Annotated in this window: 10 protein-coding genes, 2 tRNA genes, 5 pseudogenes and 1 riboswitch; of the genes and pseudogenes, 10 read left to right on the forward strand and 7 right to left on the reverse strand. The window is 73.6% G+C overall.

Translation table 11 applies throughout. The features are described from left to right. Both EES43_RS15325 and EES43_RS15330 read left to right on the forward strand, forming a co-directional pair. A pseudogene (locus EES43_RS15325) lies at nt 1-265 on the forward strand (RNA helicase); the annotation flags it as partial. A 287-nt stretch (nt 266-552) separates the two neighbouring features. Further along, nucleotides 553-626, forward strand: a tRNA-Lys gene (locus tag EES43_RS15330). A 226-nt stretch (nt 627-852) separates the two neighbouring features. Here EES43_RS15330 and EES43_RS31375 read toward each other — a convergent pair. Then, nucleotides 853-1,097, reverse strand: a pseudogene (locus EES43_RS31375) (adenylyl cyclase); the annotation flags it as partial. Between EES43_RS31375 and EES43_RS15340 the strand changes: the two are divergent. Next, nucleotides 1,097-1,221 (forward strand): annotated as a pseudogene (locus tag EES43_RS15340) (XRE family transcriptional regulator); the annotation flags it as partial. The pseudogenes EES43_RS31375 and EES43_RS15340 overlap by 1 nt on opposite strands. A gap of 137 nt (nt 1,222-1,358) precedes the next feature. On the opposite strand, the pseudogene EES43_RS15345 reads toward EES43_RS15340, so the two are convergent. Continuing rightward, nucleotides 1,359-1,851 (reverse strand): annotated as a pseudogene (locus tag EES43_RS15345) (HD domain-containing protein). A gap of 563 nt (nt 1,852-2,414) precedes the next feature. Between EES43_RS15345 and EES43_RS15350 the strand changes: the two are divergent. From EES43_RS15350 to EES43_RS15375, 6 genes and pseudogenes are all read left to right on the forward strand, one after another. After that, entirely contained in the window at nt 2,415-2,813 is a 399-nt protein-coding gene (locus EES43_RS15350) for a hypothetical protein (protein ID WP_124269246.1), read from the forward strand. A 287-nt stretch (nt 2,814-3,100) separates the two neighbouring features. Further along, a tRNA-Met gene (locus EES43_RS15355) sits at nt 3,101-3,174 on the forward strand. Between the two features lie 64 nt (nt 3,175-3,238). Then, nucleotides 3,239-3,472: pseudogene (locus EES43_RS15360) on the forward strand (TipAS antibiotic-recognition domain-containing protein); the annotation flags it as partial. Nucleotides 3,473-3,565: 93 nt separating this feature from the next. Further along, nucleotides 3,566-4,774: a PP2C family protein-serine/threonine phosphatase gene (locus tag EES43_RS15365; protein ID WP_124271991.1), complete on the forward strand. Its 1,209-nt coding sequence runs from the start codon at nt 3,566-3,568 to the stop codon at nt 4,772-4,774. A 388-nt stretch (nt 4,775-5,162) separates the two neighbouring features. Next, nucleotides 5,163-5,315: riboswitch (cyclic di-AMP (ydaO/yuaA leader) on the forward strand. An 11-nt stretch (nt 5,316-5,326) separates the two neighbouring features. Further along, nucleotides 5,327-6,361: a M23 family metallopeptidase gene (locus tag EES43_RS15370; protein WP_124269248.1), complete on the forward strand. Its 1,035-nt coding sequence runs from the start codon at nt 5,327-5,329 to the stop codon at nt 6,359-6,361. Between the two features lie 308 nt (nt 6,362-6,669). Continuing rightward, complete coding sequence (locus EES43_RS15375; protein ID WP_124269249.1) at nt 6,670-7,614, forward strand: aldo/keto reductase; 945 nt, start codon at nt 6,670-6,672, stop codon at nt 7,612-7,614. Nucleotides 7,615-7,621: 7 nt separating this feature from the next. Here EES43_RS15375 and EES43_RS15380 read toward each other — a convergent pair whose 3' ends face one another. From EES43_RS15380 to EES43_RS15395, 4 genes are all read right to left on the reverse strand, one after another. Then, nucleotides 7,622-9,103: a PrsW family intramembrane metalloprotease gene (locus EES43_RS15380; RefSeq protein WP_124269250.1), complete on the reverse strand. Its 1,482-nt coding sequence runs from the start codon at nt 9,101-9,103 to the stop codon at nt 7,622-7,624. A 204-nt stretch (nt 9,104-9,307) separates the two neighbouring features. Beyond that, nucleotides 9,308-10,228, reverse strand: coding sequence for a tRNA (guanosine(46)-N7)-methyltransferase TrmB (gene trmB / locus EES43_RS15385; RefSeq protein ID WP_124269251.1), 921 nt, complete (start codon nt 10,226-10,228; stop codon nt 9,308-9,310). After that, nucleotides 10,221-11,477 carry an L-2-hydroxyglutarate oxidase gene (gene lhgO, locus EES43_RS15390; protein ID WP_124269252.1) on the reverse strand — a complete coding sequence of 419 codons (1,257 nt, stop codon included), beginning with the start codon at nt 11,475-11,477 and terminating at the stop codon, nt 10,221-10,223. Before lhgO ends, trmB begins: the two co-directional genes overlap by 8 nt. 233 nt (nt 11,478-11,710) lie before the next feature. Beyond that, a complete protein-coding gene (locus tag EES43_RS15395; RefSeq protein ID WP_124269253.1) occupies nt 11,711-13,324 on the reverse strand; it encodes a sporulation protein in 1,614 nt (537 codons plus the stop codon). 867 nt (nt 13,325-14,191) lie between these two features. Between EES43_RS15395 and EES43_RS15400 the strand changes: the two genes are divergently transcribed. After that, entirely contained in the window at nt 14,192-16,303 is a 2,112-nt protein-coding gene (locus tag EES43_RS15400; RefSeq protein WP_124269254.1) for an asparagine synthase-related protein, read from the forward strand. 231 nt (nt 16,304-16,534) lie between these two features. Here the strand turns inward: EES43_RS15400 and EES43_RS31380 are convergent. Further along, the coding region (locus EES43_RS31380; protein ID WP_241192439.1) for an NPCBM/NEW2 domain-containing protein at nt 16,535-17,402 on the reverse strand (868 nt) is incomplete at its 5' end.

Consider the following 17,402-nt stretch of genomic DNA (forward strand, 5'->3'; position numbering starts at 1 on the left):
TCCCTTCGAGCGTCGGGACAACGACCGCCCGTCGTTCAACCGCGACCGTCGCGACGACCGCCCCTCCGGTGGCTTCCGCTCCGGCGGCAGCGACCGCCCGTTCAACCGCGACCGTCGTGACGACCGCCCCTCGGGCGGCTTCCGCTCGGGCGGCGGCGACCGCCCGACCGGCCGTCGTGACGACCACCGCGGCGCCAACACCGGCACCAACACCGGTTCCTTCGGCCGCCGCGACGACAAGCCGCGCTGGAAGCGCAACGGCTGACATCCGCCCGGCCGCCCACCGGCCGAGCGCGTCCGCCTGACAGACCGGCAGGGCCCGTACGACACCGAACCGACTCGGTGCCGCACGGGCCCTGCTGCTTCCGCACCCGCCCTCCGAAACGCCCGCCGCCCCTCCGCACGACCGGGAAGCACCGCCCCGCACGGCCGGAGACGGCTGCCTCCCCGTACGACCGGAAGGGCCGCCCCGCACGACCGCGACGGGCCGGACACGGATACCGGATCGGCTACCGGGACCGGGCGGGCTATGCTCGTGGAGTGATCCGTCAGGGGCCGTTAGCTCAATTGGTCAGAGCAGCGGACTTTTAATCCGTTGGTTGTGGGTTCGAGTCCCACACGGCCTACCGATCGCAGGGCGAGGAAACATCTTCTGGCCTCGTACGGAGCGCCTCGATCAGATCCGTCTGATCGAGGCGCTTTGTCGTCTCCTGCCTGAGCCGGCGTCTCGGTAAGGGCGTCCGGCGGTCAGTGTCTGCCGGAGCGGCAAGACCTCGGGCGCCAGCTCGGCCCTGCCAGGTATGTGCCGGAGGCGTCAGGGCCACTTCTAGGAGCACGGTTCGGTCCTCAAGATCACTCGCTCGGGACAGCTGCCCTGACCGAAGCCTGCTTGTCGGCGTCGGTGAAGAGGAGAGCGGGTTCGGCCAGGATGTCCCTGCCCAGCTCGCTCTTGTAGATCTCATCGACGCCGCCGAAACGTGCTTTCGAGTAGTCGAGGTCGAGCAGGGCGGCTGCCCGGCGGACCGATGCCTCGTCGGGTCCCTCGATCTAGAGAAGGTGGGGAGGTCCGGCCAGGTATCGAAGTCGAAGGCGACCTCTCAACCCGCACGTCTGGGGCCGGACGGCAGTGCGAACCCCCTCTGGTATCTCCGCAGAGCTGACACCGCCGGCTGGTTCGACAACTACGCTCAGAGCTTCGAAGCTGTCTGGGCCATCGCGCGCTACAACGACCCCGAGGCCCCCAAGGCGAACACCCTCATCCCCGCCAACAACCTGCTCGTCGTCGACGACAGCGGGGCCATACCGCTCCATCCCAGCATGCGCCAACAGATCGGCGACTACCTCGCCGGCACCTACCCCTACCTGGGCTGAACCAGCAGCGCCGCTTCCACCCGCCCCACGGCCGCAAGGATGTCCGGCGTCGGCCGAGGTGAACGAGCTGTTCGGCGTGGTCGTCATGTCGCAGTACACAAGCGCGTCCACGAGGCGCGGGTCGTCGAGCAACGGGAACTCGGCTTCCAGCGTGCCCCGCACACCACGCTCCTCAGCCTCCAGCAAGGCCAGCGAGTGGTTCGCCACCAACCGCACAAGCCGATCATCCGCAGCATGGACGTCACGCGGAAACCTGGCGCGATCCAACGGATGAATGCCGGTCACGGCCAGCCGCGGGGCGTAGCCCACGTCGTGCAGCACAGCGGAAGAGACCAGCAGGTCCGCATCATCCCCGACGAGCCTCGCGACTTCGGCCGCACGCTGTGCGACACCCTGCGAATGCGCCCGCCGCCGAGGAAGCGGCTCACTCAGCTCCCCAGCGGCCACCTGCCGGGCCCACCTCGCGATCGATCCGTTCATGTTCGGTAAGCGCCCAGGTGCCACCCTGCTCAGACTCAGCAGGATCGATCAGTACGTCGCTCCGTTCCGGCAGAAGGCCCCTGACGCTGACCGGGGGACCGCAGGGAAATAGGCGGTCCAGCCGGGCCCGGTCCGCGCCCCGCCTCGGTATCGGCCCCGCCGACGCCTGCCGAGCGGTGAACGGGCTTCGCAGACCCGGTCGTTGCGCAAGGTGGTGGATCCGCGCCCTGACCAGGGGCTCCGGCGTCGGCGGCGAGGTCTGCCGGGCGAGGGCCGGGCGAGGCCAGCCCCGCAGGCCGCAGGCCCTCAGGCCCGCAGGCGAACGTACGGGCGGCAGAGGGCGTTTGGTAGCTGATGCGTGCGATCAGAAGTCGGTCGAATTGCGTCATTCGGGTAGATCATTCGGTGGGAGGTCGACGGGACCGATCCGGAGACGGGGCAGCCACGGATCAGGGGTGGAGGTCGGGTTGAACGAGCGGGCCCGGCCACCCGACGTCCATGAGCTGTGTGACGCAGCGCCGGGCGGTGAACCACCCGCTCGTGCGAATCGAAAGAAGCGATCCATGCGCAAGATCGTCAAGGTTCTCGCCGTCACCGCGACGGCTGTCCCTCTCGTCCTGGGGGTCGCCGGCCTTGCCGCCGCCGACTCCGGGCCGGTGTTCGCCGGTCAGTACCAGTCCGCCGACCGCGACGGTGCGGAGTCCGGCAGCCTGCTCAGCGGGTTCCTCGGTGGCGACCGCTCCGGGATGCGGAGCGACGGCGGCCGTGACTACCGCAACGACCGCGACGGCGACGCGGGACCCGTCTTCGCGAAGAGCCAGAAGAAGGCCGGCCCGCGGGGCGCTTCGTCGAAGCTGGTCGCCTCGGGCTTCGACCGCGACGGCGAAGCCTTCTTCATCGAGAGCGACCGGATGGCAGGCCCGAACGGGGCCTCGTCCTCCCAGACCGCCGCACGCTCCTGAACCACTGAGGTTTGCCGGGCTGACCGCCGCTCCAATCGGCGGTCAACCCGGCAGCCTCTGCCAGGAGGGTTGGTGATGAGCCTGCTCCCGGCGGCTCCATGGGTGTGCGGCCCTGCCGCAGCCTACTGAAAGGCGCCAAGGCGCCAAGGCGCCAAGGCGGCACCGAGCCCGATCGGCGATCTCCCACTCGACGGCGGAGCGAAGGGGATCGCCGGCCCGGCGGGCAGTCCCCGCGGAGATACGTGGTCGAACGGCCTGTGGGGATGCCGTAGACTCGTGTTTACCGACGCGGGGTGGAGCAGCTCGGTAGCTCGCTGGGCTCATAACCCAGAGGTCGCAGGTTCAAATCCTGTCCCCGCTACTGAAGATCCGGGCCCGGCACGCACAGCGTGCCGGGCCCGGATCGTTTCCTGGTGCTTCCGCGGGCGCGGCGGCACCGCGCGTGGCTGTCGGCGACGGTGACGCCGACGCTGTCGTACGCGATCGGCATCGGAGAACTGCATGTCGCCGAACCTCGCTTCGGAAAGAACTACGATCGCTACGGAGACGGCACCGCCGCCTTCGTACGGGATGCACTGACGGTCTACGCGGAACGCCGGCTCTCCGACCGACCGCGGACGCGCCGGTGGCTCTCTCGTCTCCCCCTATTCGGCCGATGAGGAGTCGCCCTGCGGCGCGGCTCCGGGAAGCCTGGGCGGGGCGCGGTACCGTCCGCAGCCGTGAGCGGACCGGGCAGGAGTGCACAGGTGGGGATGGCGGAGAAGCGGCACGGGGGCGTGGCCGGGAGCCTCGGCGCCCTGAGCCGTACGGCGCTCGGGCCGCGGGCCTCCGGCGAGCCCGGCACACGGCAGATCGTCCGGCTGCTGCCCGCCTTCCTGATCGTGGGAGGGCTGGCCTTCGACTCGCTGGCCCCGCCCAACTTCACGGCGGTGCCGCTCTTCGTGGCGGCCCCGCTCGTCGCCGCCCCGTTCTTCTCGCTGGCCAGCACCGTCCGTACGGGCGTGGCCGCGGTCGCCTCCGTCATCGCGATGCGGCTCTCCGACGGGACGTCCACCCAGGTGGTGCCGGTCATCGAGATGATCACGGTGCTCACCGCCTCGGTGCTGGCCCTCTTCATCAACGGGGTCGTGCGCCGCAGCAACGAGCAGCTCGCCTCCGCGCGGGTCATCGCGGAGACCGCGATGCGCGCCGTGCTGCCCACGCCCGCCGAGCGGATCGGCGGGCTCCAGGTGGCCGCGCGGTACGAGGCCGCGCAGGCGGACGAGTTCGTGGGCGGCGACCTGTTCGCCGTGGCGGACACTCCGTACGGGGTACGTCTGGTGGTCGGAGACGTACGGGGCAAGGGGCTGGACGCCGTCGAGGCGGTGGCGGTGATCATCGGGGCGTTCCGTGAGGCGGCCGAGCAGGAGAGTTCGCTGGAGGGCGTGGCCCAGCGGCTGGAGCGGGCGTTGGCCCGGGAGGGCACGCGGCGCTACGGACTGGACGAGATGGAGGGCTTCATCACCGCCGTGCTCGCCGAGATCCTGCCCGGCGCCAGGTCCTTGCGGCTCGTCAACCGCGGTCATCCCGAGCCGATTCTGCTGCACGCCGACGGGGCGCTGGAGGTGCTGGCGCCGTCCTCGCCCGCGCTGCCGCTCGGAATGGACCTCGGCGTGTGGCCGGACCGGGCCGACGAGTGGGCGATGCCTCCCGGGGCGACCCTCCTCGCCTTCACCGACGGCCTCTCCGAGGCCCGGGACGCGAACGGGGCCTTCTACGATCCGGCGGCCCGGCTCCGCGGTCGGATCTTCCCCGGGCCCGAGGAACTGCTCTCGGCACTCACCGACGACGTACGGCTGCACACCGGGGGCCGGTCCACGGACGACATGGCCCTGCTCGCGGTCGGCCGGCCCGCGGAGGGGCAGCCCGTGCGGCGTACGACGGTGAGGATCGTCGGCAGGGGAGACGACGCCGGACGCTGAGGGCCGGCGATGCCGCGAGGCGGCCGGGAGCGCGCTGCGGCAGGGGCTGCGCGCGTGACGGTGGCTGCCCGCGTGCCGGCTGCGGGGGCGTGACGCCGGCGGGGCGGTGCCCGAGGGCGCGTCGCACGACGGAGCACGGAGCTTCGTTCGCCGAGGCGTTGACACGGTGCGTGATCGAAGGACACCGCTCCGCATAACATGTGACACACCATCAGAAAAACATCTGACGGCACACCGGAAACAGGTAGCCCGATTCCGCCCGGTTGGTCAGCATAAGCCCGCCCTAAAGTCGTTAATGATCAGTAGGAACAGCTTGGAATCGGGCCCGTGTGTCTATTAACGTTCGATAACGCAGCGCGGTCGTCCCAGTCGTCGCAAGAGACGGCACCGTGCGCGAGCGCCGAATTCCGCAAGGGAACCGGGGAACCACCTACATGGGGTGAATCGGATACCTGCGTCTCGTGAGAGGCGGAGGCATCCGTAGGAGACCTTCCTGCTCCGAACCCGTCAGCTAACCCGGTAGGCGAGAAGGAAGGAAAGGAGTGCGCCCACGTGGCGTCCAACAAGCCTGCCCCTGAGGCCCCGTCACCCTTCAGTGCCGACACCTTCGGTGGCGCGGAGCGGACGTGGGAGGAGTGGAATCCCACCGAGGAGTCCATCCGTCCCGTGCGCGGCAGGCACCGCGTAGCCAAGCAGCGTGGTCTCGCCCGTAGCTCCACCGTCCTCGGCGTCGGCGTCATCGCGGCCGTCGGCGCGGGCGGTATGGCCACCGCGCAGAGCAAGCCGCCGGTCTCTATATCCCTTCCCGATTCCATCGTGGACAACCTCCCCGACGCCGAGTCCCTGCCCGGCGTCGGATCCCTCATGGCCCAGGACGCGGATGCCGTCCCGGTCGCCGCGACCGCGCCGCTCACCTCGGCCGGTCTCACCAACGCCGAGGTCGAACAGGGCGCCACGGACGCCGGTGAGGCGCTGCGGGCCCGGATCCTCCAGCAGGCCGAGCAGCAGCAGGCCAGCGCCGACGCCGAGGCCAAGGCCGCCGCCGAGACGGAGGCCGCCGAGAAGGCCGCCGACGAGGCGCGCCAGCAGCAGGACGAGGCGAAGGCCGAGGCCGAGGCCGAGAAGAAGGCGGCCGAGGAAGAGGCGAAGAGGAAGGCGGAGGCCAAGCGCCTCGCCAAGCTCGCCGCCAGCTTCTCCCTGCCCACCTCCGCGTACACGGTGACCTCGACCTACGGCCAGTCCGGCGCTCTGTGGTCCTCCGGCCAGCACACCGGCCTCGACTTCGCCGGGTCGGCCGGTACGCCGATCAAGGCCGTGCACAGCGGCACGATCACGTCGGCCGGCTATTCCGGTTCGTACGGCTACCGCACGGTGCTCCAGCTCGATGACGGCACGGAGATCTGGTACGCCCACCAGTCCTCGATCGACGTCTCGGTCGGCCAGAAGGTCACCACCGGACAGACCATCGGACGCATGGGCGCCACCGGCAACGTGACCGGCGTCCACCTCCACCTGGAGGTCCGTACGGCGGGCGGCTCGGCGATGGACCCGATGGCCTGGCTGAACAGCAAGGGCCTCTCGGCCTGATCCCCCGGGGCCCCGGCCCCACCGTCCCCCGAGACCCCGGCAGTCCTGACGCTCTCCCCCCGACGTCAGGGCTGCCGGTTCTTTTTCTGCCCGCCGCCCGCCGCCCGCCGCCTGCCGCCTGCCTCCCGCCGTCTGCCGTGTGCTGCCCGTCGCCTGCCGCCCGCTGCCCGTCGCCCGTCGTCTGTCCGGGGCGGGATCCGGTCCGGGGCGGGAGCCCGACCGGGGCGCTGGAGCCCGACCGGGCCCGTTCGCGCACGATCGGCGTGGCGGAGGAATAGCGTCCGGTCGCCGGCCCGTTGAATCGTGTCATGACTTCACTGCGCACTCTCGGCAGCTCAGACCTCCAGGTCTTCCCTCTCGCCCTCGGCGGCAACGTCTTCGGCTGGACGGCGGACGAGGCACAGTCCTTCGCCGTCCTCGACGCCTACGCGGCGGCCGGCGGCAACTTCGTCGACACCGCCGACTCGTACTCCTCCTGGGTGGAGGGCAACCAGGGCGGCGAATCGGAGACCGTCCTCGGCAAGTGGCTCGCCTCGCGGGGCAACCGGTCCGACGTCGTCGTCGCCACCAAGGTCGGCGCCCACCCCGCGTACAAGGGCCTCTCCGCCGCGACCATCAAGGGAGCGGCGGCGCAGTCGCTGCGCAGGCTCGGCACCGACCGCATCGATCTCTACTACACGCACTTCGACGACGAGAGCGTGCCGGTGGAAGAGATCATCACCGCCCTCGACCAGCTGGTGAAGGAGGGCAAGGTCCGCCACATCGCCGCTTCCAACATCAGCCCCGAGCGGCTGCGGGCCTCCCTCGACTTCTCCGAGCGCGAGGGCCTCGCCCGCTACGTCGCCCTCCAGCCGCACTACAACCTGGTCTCCCGCGACACCTACGAAGGCTCTCTCCAGGACACCGCGGCCGAGGCCGGTCTCGCCGCCGTGCCCTACTTCGCACTGGCCTCCGGCTTCCTCACCGGCAAGTACCGTCCGGGCGTCACCGTGGACAGCGCCCGCTCCGAGGGTGCGCTGCGGAACCTGGAGTCCGAGCGCGGTCGCAAGGTGCTGGCCGCCCTCGACGCCGTCGCCCGGGAGCGAGGGGCCGAGATCGCCACGGTCGCCCTGGCCTGGCTCGCGGCCCGGCTGACCGTCGCCGCCCCGATCGCCTCCGCCCGTACGGTCGAACAGCTTCCGGCACTCGTCGCCGTCGCCGACCTCAAGCTGAGCGACCAGGAGCTCGCGACGCTCACCGAGGCGTCCGCCTGACGTCAGGTCAGGGTCCCCGGTGCGTCGGCGGCCTGCCGTGGGCGTACGGAGGGTGGAGGTGCTGCTGCGGTATCGGCCCGCCGTAGCCGTAGCCGTGCCCGTGGCCCTGGCCGTAGCCGTGCCCGTACGCGTGTCCCGGCACGGGTCCGTACGGTCCGGCCGGCGGGCGGCGGTGCCGGTGCGGGTGGCCCGTGACGCGCGCGGCGTGGGTGAGGGCCGGTCCCGCGACGTCGCGGCGCTGCCACAGGTGGAACAGCAACTCCCGCTCCCGGGCGGCGAAGTCCGGCCCCACCGCGCCGCGCCGGGCCCGGTGGCGCAGCCCCGCCAGCGAGGTCGCGAACGACTCGTACTCCGCGACCGCGCGGGCCGCCGCCCGGCCCCGGGCCCGGTCCGGCCGGCCGTGCCAGTGCCGCGCCATGTCACGGGCCAGGCCCCGCGCCCGCATCGAGGAGAGCGCCAGGGGCTCCAGCGGGCTCAGCCAGCCCGCCGCCGCGTAGGCGGGCAGCTCGGCGGCGAGCGTGCGCAGCTCCCGCTGGCGCGACCAGATCGCCAGCCAGGTCACCAGCGCGAACGCCGGGACCATGACGATCCCGTACACCGTGTAGAAGCCGTACGGGCCGAACGCCGACGAGCCGTTCCACAGGGCGTGCAGACCCATCGCCAGGAGCAGGCCGAGCACGGGCAGTCCGTAGCGGCGCACGCGGTGGCGCCGCGCACCGGCCGCCGCGAAGCCGAATCCGAGCCCGGTGAGGACCGTGAACAGCGGATGGGCGAACGGCGACATCACGATCCGTACGAAGAACGTCCCGGCCGTCACCGACGCGAAGCCCGTACTGCCCGTCTGCTGGTCCTCGCCGAAGGCGTTGCCCAGGTAGAGGATGTTCTCGGTGAACGCGAAGCCCGTCGCGGTGAAGCCGGCGACGACGACGCCGTCGACCACTCCGCTGAACTCGCGTCTACGGAAGAGGAAGATGAGCAGGACGGCCGCGGCCTTGGCGCTCTCCTCCACGACCGGGGCGATCACCGTCGCGCCCAGGGTGTCGGCGCTCCCCGGGTCGGCCGTGGCGGTGGCTATCCAGCGCGTGGCGAAGGAGTTGGCGATGATGGCGACGAGCGCGGCGGCGCACGCGCCCCAGGCGAAGGAGAACAGCAGGTTCCGCCAGGGGCCCGGCTCGACCCGGTCCAGCCAGCGGAAGGCGGCCATCAGCAGGGGCACCGGCAGCACCGCGAGGCCCAGCCCCACCAGGAAGCCCTGCGGGCCGGTCTGCTCCCGGACCAGCGCCAGGATCACCAGCCCGCACAGCGCGAGCGCCACGATCACGGCCCCGGCGCGGAACACCTTGCTGCGCCACACCATGCCGACGCGCCGCGGCCGGTAACGCCACCGGCCGCGCTCCGGCGCGGGCCCCAGCACCTCGTCGAGGCGTCGCTCGTGGAGGACCGGGACGGCCGGCTGCCGCTGCTGATGCTGCACGGAACCGTCGGACACCCCACGACCCTAACGACGGGCACTGACAACCGGCGGCCACGGGGTGGCGATCCGGCCGGAGGGAACGGCCGCAGGGAACAGCCGAAGCGAACGGCCGCAGCAAACGCCCGAAGCGAACCGCCCGAAGCGAACGACCGCAGCGAACCGCCCGCAGCGGTTCGGCCCGGCGCAGGCGTGCGCGCCCGGCCGGACCGGGCCGTTCGGTCAGACGCGGGCGAACAGCAGGTCGTGGACGACGTGGCCCTTGTCCAGGCCCTGGCCCTCGAAGCGGGTCAGCGGCCGGAACGCGGGACGCGGGGCGTAACCGCCGTCCGCCGCGGTGTTCTCGAAGCGGGGGTGCGCGGTCAACACCTCCAGCATCTGCTCCGCGTACGGTTCCCAGTCCGTCGCGCAGTGGACGATCGCGCCGGGCTTCAGCCGCTGGGCCGCCAGATCCAGGAACTCCGGCTGGATCAGCCGCCGCTTGTGGTGGCGGGCCTTCGGCCACGGGTCGGGGAAGTAGACGCGGAGGCCGTCGAGCGCGTCGGGAGCCAGCATCTCGCGCAGCAGGATGACCGCGTCGCCGTTGGCGACCCGCACGTTGGACAGGCCGGCCCGGTCGGCGAGGCCCAGGAGGTTGCCCTGGCCCGGGGTGTGCACGTCGACGGCGAGGATGCCGGTGCCCGGGTCGTCGGCCGCCATCAGCGCGGTGGCCTCACCCATGCCGAAGCCGATCTCCAGGACGACCGGCAGACCGCCGAACAGCTCGGCCAGGTCCAGGACGCGCTGCCCGTCGATGTCCAGGCCCCAGGTCGGCCACAGCCGCTGGAGTGCTTCCTCCTGGCCGGTCGTGACCCGGCTGCGGCGCGGCTGGAAGCTGCGGATCCGGCGCTCGTGGTGCGAGCCGGCCGGGTCGGCTGCCGGGCCGCCGGGGAAGCGGGGCTCCTGGCGCAGCCGGCGCTGCCGCTCGAAGGAGGCGGCCCGCAGCGCCGCCGCGTCGTCGCCGGCCGGGACGGCGGGGCCGGATCCGTCGTCGGCGCGGGTGCCGGGGCCGGCTGCGCCGACGGTCGGGGTGCGGGGCCCGGCGTCGTCCGCGGCTGCTGCGCGGGCCGTGGCGGAGGCGGGGTTCAGGGGCTGCTCAGACACAATGACCCGATTCTACGGCGGGCGGCCTCCATCCCGTCTCCCGCGCCCGGCGCAGCGCCCGCCGCGCCACTTCCCGCCCGATGGGCAGCGACGCCGTCGCGGCGGGCGACGGGGCGTTGAGCACGTGCACGGTGTGCGGCCCCTCGCGGATGAGGAAGTCGTCCACCAGTGTGCCGTCCCGCAGCACCGCCTGGGCCCGGACCCCGGCGGGCGACGGGCGCAGGTCCTCCTCGCGCACCGCGGGCAGCAGCCGCCGCACGGCAAGGGTGAAGGCCCTCCTGGACAGCGACCGGTGCACCTCGCCGGCCCCGTACCGCCAGTGTCTGCGGGCGATCCGCCAGGAGCCGGGCCAGCTCAGCGTGGACAGCAGTTCGGCGGGGCGCACCACGGGCCAGCCGTACCCCTCGCGGGCCAGGGCGGGGACGGCGTTGGGTCCGACGTGGACGGAGCCGTCGACGCCCCGGGTCAGGTGGACGCCGAGGAAGGGGAACGCGGGGTCGGGGACCGGGTAGACCAGCCCGCGCACCAGCTCGGGCCGCGCCAGCTCGTAGTACTCGCCGCGGAACGGCACGATCCGTACGCCCGGCTCGTCGCCCGCGAGCCGGGCCACGCGGTCGCTGTGCAGCCCGGCGCAGTTGACCAGCACCCGGGCGCGGACGACCGGGCCGCCCGCCGTCCGCACGGCGACGCCCCAGGGGCGGCGGTCTATCGCGGTGACCTCCGACCCGTAGCGCACGGTGCCGCCCGCGGCCTCCACCACGTCGGCCAGGCGGGCGGCGACGGCCCGGAAGTCGCAGACGCCCGTGGTGCCGACCCGGATCGCGGCCAGCCCCCGGACCTGCGGTTCGTACGCGGTGATCTGGGCCGGGCCCAGCTCCCGCACGGGCAGCCCGTGCTCGCGACCGCGCTGCACCAGGGCGTGCAGCCGGGGCAGCTCGGAGCGCTCGGTGGCGACGATCAGCTTGCCCGTCACGGCGTGGGCGATGCCGTGCTCGGCGCAGAAGTCGACCAGCTCGGCGGAGCCCCGCAGCGCGTAGCGCGCCTTGAGCGAACCGGGGCGGTAGTAGATCCCGCTGTGGATCACGCCGCTGTTGCGGCCGGTCTGGTGGCGGGCCGGTCCGCCCTCCTTCTCCAGCACCGTGACGCGGGTGCCCGGAGCCGCCCGCGTGATCGCGTACGCGGTCGACAGACCGACGATCCCGCCGCCGATCACCAGCACATCGCAGTCGTACGCCGCGTGCGTCATCATCACGCCACCTCCCACCCCGATAGTGCACTCACCCACTGACAGCCGGCTCAAACCCGAGTCGGGCGGGGCGTGGCGCACATCCGGCCCGGACCGTGCGCACATCCGGCCCGGACCGTGCGCACATCCGGCCCGGACCGTGCGCACATCCGGCCCGGACCGTGGCGCACACCCGCCTTGGACCGTGGCGCACATCCGGCCCGGATCCCGTCCGCCGAACCGGTCCGGGCCGGATCTCAGACGGGGGTCACGAGCAGCGGACGGGCCCGTTCCCGCAGTTCGGCGACGCGCGGTTCGTCCCCGTACGGTTCGAGCCGGTGCAGCAGGTCGCGTACGTACTCGGTGGTGCGGGCCGAGGAGATCCGGCCCGCCACCTCCACGGCCCGGGTGCCCGCCGCGCAGGCGGCGTCCAGGTTGCCCGACTCCAGTTCGGCGACGGCGGACACGACGAGCCGCAGTCCGTGGCTGCGGACGAACTCCTCGGTCGGCCGGGACAGCGCCTGCTCGGTGAAGCGCCGCACCTGCCGGGGAGCCTTCAGGTCGCGGTAGCACTCGGCGGCGTCGGCGGCGAACCGGTCGTAGGAGTAGAAGCCGAGCCAGGAGGGATCGGCGTCGCCCGCGCGGGACCGCTCCAGCCAGCTCTCGGCGGCCTTGAGCGCGGCCCCCGCGGCCGGGGCGTCGCCGGCCTTCGCGTGGGCGCGGGCCTCCACCAGCCGGAAGAAGCTCATGGTCCGGGCCGTGGCCAGGCCGCGGTTCCGCTCGACGGCGGCCTGGGCGAGGTCGACGCCCTCGTCGGCGAAGCCGCGGTAGGTCGCCTGGAGGGACATCGAGGCCAGGACGTACCCGCCGAGCGGTACGTCGGCGGCGGCGCGGGCCAGGCGCAGGGCCTGGATGTAGTAGCGCTGGGCGGCCTCCTGCTGGCCGGTGTCGAACGCCATCCAGCCCGCCAGCCGGGTCAGCTCCGCCGAGGCGCCGAACAGCGCCCGGCCGACCTCGTCGGTGTAGGAGCCGAGGAGGAGGGGGGCGGCGTCGACGCGTAAGCACTCCGGGACCATCGAGGAGCGCCAGTCGCCGCCGCCGTACTTGGAGTCCCAGCGGCGGGCGTCCTGGGCCGCCTCGCGCAGCTTCGACACGTCGCTGTGGCCGACCCGCAGCGGGGAGGCGTCGGCGACCGCCTCCGGTCCCGGCTGCACGGGCACGGAACCGGAGCCGGGACCGGGCACGGATCCGGGACCGGAACCGGATCCGGGACCGCTTCCCTGTTGCGGCGCGGTGCCGCCGCCCGCGTGGAGGACGTGTGCGCCCCGGCCGTCCGGTGCGCCGGACGCACCAGGCCCGCCGCGCCCTCCGAGAGCCGCGGCCCGCGCCGCCGACGGGTCCCGGGCGACCGACGGGTCGGCGGGGGTTATCAGCCAGCGGGAGGCGGGCGTCGCGTACGCGCTCACCGCGAAGGAGCCCGCCAGCGACTGCCAGATTCCTCCGCCGCCGCGCCGCCCGGCCAGATCCAGCCGGTAGAGCTCGGTCGCCGACCGCACCGCCTCGCCGACGTCCCGGGGGAAGGCGAGGCCCACCTCCGGCGCCGGGTCCGCGTCGGCGAGGCCGATCTCGTGCAGCGGCACCGGCCGGCCGAGCTTGGCCCCGATCGCCGCCGCGATGAGATGCGGCGCGGCGCCCTGGGGCACCATGCCCTTGGCGACCCACCGGGCCACCGACGTCTTGTCGTAGCGAAGCGTCAGACCGCGCTGTGCTCCGAGGTCGTTGACCCGCCGGGCCAGCCCGGCGTTGCTGATTCCCGCGAGGGCGAGAACCGTGCCGAGCTTCTCGTTCGGCCCGCGTTGCTCCCTGGACATGCGCCACCCCTCGACACACAGACAGCCGCCGCGTCACCGAGGACGGCGCGCGGCATTCGTACCGGTGCCTCACCAGGTTCGAACCCTCGTACTCCGCCTGCACACGCATGTGGCCGAGCCCCGAGGAATATGCCCCCAGCCGAGAACACCGGTAAACACAGCGTAGTTCTCCCCATCCCTACCGTTAAGGGGCAGACGTCCGTATGGCGGGATTGTTGTCCGTGCGGGCGGCCGGCTCCGCCCGCCGGCGGTGCGCGGACCGGGCTCCGGCGTGCCCCTTCCGTGTGGCCGTGCGCCCGGCCGTGCGCTCTGGCCCGACCCGTGCCGGAACGCTTGGCTGGGTACTGCGTGGGTCGGCCCGCTGCACTGGACTCAGTGGGCTGGGGGATACCGCCGCTCCATTCCCCGCGGGCGGCGGACCGGTCCGGGAGGTGAGGCCCACCTCCCGGACTGTGCGTGGAAGGCTCCGCCGCAGGGGGGCGCGGATGGTGATCCGCGGGCGGCGGAACTTCAAGAGATTGGCCGAATAGCGACTCCTTGGTGAGGGTCTGGCCAACGGTATGACTATGGCGGGATATCGACCTCTCTTTCCGGCCGATGCCGGCTCTTCCGGCCCTCGGCCGGTGAGGCGGACGGGGACGCGGGCCGGCGACACTCCGGCCGTACGTTCGCGCGCAACTCCCGGAACCGGCTGTTCCGTTGCTGTGGCCCCGGTGAAGACACCGCCGCGCCCTTGCCGGGGGCGCATGCTCGTCCGGCGTGCGCTGCCTGTACCCCCACTCCTGTGGTCCGGTCGTGGCAGCATGTCCCGCAGCGGCGTTCCCGCGCATGAGGAACGCCGTTTGTCCACAGCCTGTGGAGGCGGCGATGCGTTGGTTGGTGGGGTGGAGCAGTATCGCCGCGAGTTTCGGCACCGTCGGCGCGGTCGGCGACCGGGGCGAGGGGCGCACGGTCCATCCCGTCGGCTCCCAACTCCTGTGGGGAGACCCGGATCCGCTGTGGGCGGTGGGCGACTGGCGCCCCGACGAGGTCCGCGTCATCGGCGTCGCCACGCCCGAAGGCGCCCCCACCGTCCGCCTCGCCGTCCTCGGCTGCTGCGGCGCCACCGACGAACAACTGCGCGTCGGCCTGCTCGCCGCGCGGGGCGGCGCGCTGCGCCACCTCACCGCCTGGCCGGGCAGCTACACCGCCGTCGTCCAGATCGGCCGCCGCATCACCGTCGCGGGCGACCTGGCCGGGGCCCGGCCCGTCTTCCACACCCCGTGGGCCAACGGCACCGCCTACGCCACCGCCGCCCTGCCGCTCGCCGACCTCATCGAGGCCCAGCTCGACATCGGCCACCTGGCCGCCCTGCTCGCCTGCCCGGAGACGCCGGAGGCGCTCGGCGACGGCACCCCGTACGTCGGCGTGAAGCGCGTCCCGCCGGGCCACGCCCTCATCCTGCGGGAGGGGTCGCGGGAGATCACCGGCTACGAGGCCGTCGCCTCGCTCGCCGTCGCCGCCCCGCAGGCCGACCCGGTGCACGCGGTGGAGGGCGTACGGGACGCGCTCGTCGAAGCGGTACGCGCCCGGCTCACTGCTCCCCGCCACGCCCCCGAGACCCTGCCGCCCGATCCCGGGCCCGTCCCCGGCATGGGCCCCGCCGAACGGCGGGCGGCCCGCGGCGCCCCGGTACCGGGCATCGGCGCCGACCTCTCCGGAGGCAGCGCCTCCGCCACGCTCGCGCTGCTGGCCGCCGGACTGCCGGGACTCCCCGGCACCCTGCTCGGCCACGGGGCCGGGGCGGGCGAACGGCTGCTCGCCGTCACCTTCAACGACCTCACCACCCGCCGCCACGAGGCCGAACTCGAACGGGCCCGCGCCATCGCCGCCAACCCGCGCCTGCACCACGTGGTGGTCGCCGCCGGCGAAGAGGCCCTGCCCTTCGCGTCGTTGGGCTCGGGGGCGCTCACCGACGAACCGGCTCCCTCCCTCGTCGTCGCCGAACGCCACCGCCGCAGGCTCGCCGCGGGCAGCGCCGACCACCTCGTCGGGCACGGGGCCCGGCAGGTCCTCGACGCCCACCCCGCACGCCTGGCCGACCTCCTGATGGACCGGCGCAGACGCCACCTGCTGCGTCCCGTCGCCGCGCTCACCAAGGCCGAAGGCCCCACCGCGCACTCCCTGTTCGTCCCGCTCACCCTCTACCGCGCGGCCCGCCGGCTGGCCCGCACCTCCTACCGCACCGGACTGGAGACGGCCGCCGCACGGCTCCCCGACGCCAACCGGTACGCCTCCGACCTGGCCACCCCTGCCGACGCCTCGCTGGCCGCCCTCGCATGGTCGCGCCCCGGACCCGCGGCGCGCTGGCTGACCGGGGAGGCCCTCGCCGAAGTATCGGTTCGCCTTCAGGAGGCGGCGATCCGCCCGACCTCGGTCCAGCGCCCCGGGGAGGCCCGCGCCCGCGCCGCGCTAGCCCGCAGCGCCGCCGACCACCGGATCCTGGAGCAGGCCGCCGAGATCCGCAGCCAGCGCCTGCACGCGCCGTTCCTCGACAACCAGGTGGTCAGGGCGGCCCGCGCGCTGCCCGAATCACTCCGCGTCCAGCCCGGCGCACGGGCCGCGATCCTGCGGCGCGTACTGGGCGGGGCGGGCATCCACGACCTGCCGCCCGGCTGGGGAACACCGTCCCAGGCCACCTCCACCGCGGTCACGCGGACGGGCCTGCGCACCGCGCTGCCCGAGCTGATCGCGCTGTTCGACGCGCCGCTGCTCGCCGACGCCGGCCTGATCGAGGCGCGCGTCGTCCGCAAGGCCCTGCGCGCCGCCTCCGAGGGCGAGCCCCTTCCGCTGGACGGCCTGGCCGACCTGGCCTCCACGGAACTCTGGCTGCGCCGGCTGCTGGCCCGCCGCGGCACCTGCTGGACGGGCACGGCGGCCCCGCGCCAGCGCGCGGTGGCGGGCGGAGTGATCCCCGCCCGGCGCACACTCCAGCCGTGACCGAAAGTCGCTCCCAGCGCGGCTGCACGGGCGTTCGCGAGTTCCGGAGTTCCGGAGTTCCGGAGTTCCGGAGTCAGGTCAGGTCTTCGGCGTCCGGGGGGCTTGGCGGCGCGTCAGGTCCCGGCGTCCCGGCATTCCGCGTCCAGCGGCCTGGCACTCGGCGGCCCGGCACCCCGGCGTCCCCGCGTTCGGTGGCCCGACCTCGGTGGCCCGACCTCTGCGGCCCGGTGCTCAGGCGCAGCTGATGCGCGACTCCGCCCAGTCGGCGAGGGCCACCGAGCCGAACGGCGACGCGGGCTCCACGACGAGCCGGATCGACGTCTGTCCGCCGATGGCCACGCTCACCGGCACGGCGGGTGAGCCGCCCTTGACGACGGGGGAGCGCCACAGCCGTGTCCCGCTGCCGCCGAAGACGGAGAAGCGCACCGCGCCGAGCCCCGACGTCAGGTCGTCCACGCCCACCATCGCCTCGTAGCGCGAGCACGCCCGGTGCAGGCGGATGGTCACCGACGACCTGGCGTGCACGCTCACGCCGTGGGCGTACCGCGTGGAGGCGATCGACAGGGTCGAGCGCTGCCAGATCCAACTGCTCCGGCCGATCGCGACCTCGGGTTCGGAGTGGTCGCCGGTCAGGGAGTACTCCAGCTCGCTGAAGCGGTAGACCTCCGGGGCGGGCGCGGCGGGCTGCGGCGGCTCCGGTGTCGGGGTGGGGCGTGGCGTCGGAGGCGGGCTCGGGCTTGGGCTCGGCGGCGTCGGAACCGGCCGGGGCGTTGCGGACGTGGGGCGCGGCTCGGGCGTCGGGTCGGGCGGCGGAGCGGACGTCTCCGGCGCGGTCGGCGGCGCGGGGGCCGGCTTCGGGGGTGGCGGTGGTTCGGGCGAGGGGACCGCGGGTGCCACCGCCGGGGGCTTGGCCACGGGTGCGGGCTCCGGCTTCGGCTGGTCGTCGCCGACGAGCGCCCACACCAGCCCCGCGGCGGCGGCGACGGCCGCGACCGCGGCTATCCCGGCCTTCGCGGGCGCGCCGAGCCCTTCCGAGGCGACGGCGCCCCCGGCACCACTTGCGGCACCACCCGCGGCACCGGCACCGGCGGACGAACTC

The sequence above is a fragment of the Streptomyces sp. ADI96-02 genome (assembly GCF_003846185.1).
Taxonomy (GTDB): domain Bacteria; phylum Actinomycetota; class Actinomycetes; order Streptomycetales; family Streptomycetaceae; genus Streptomyces.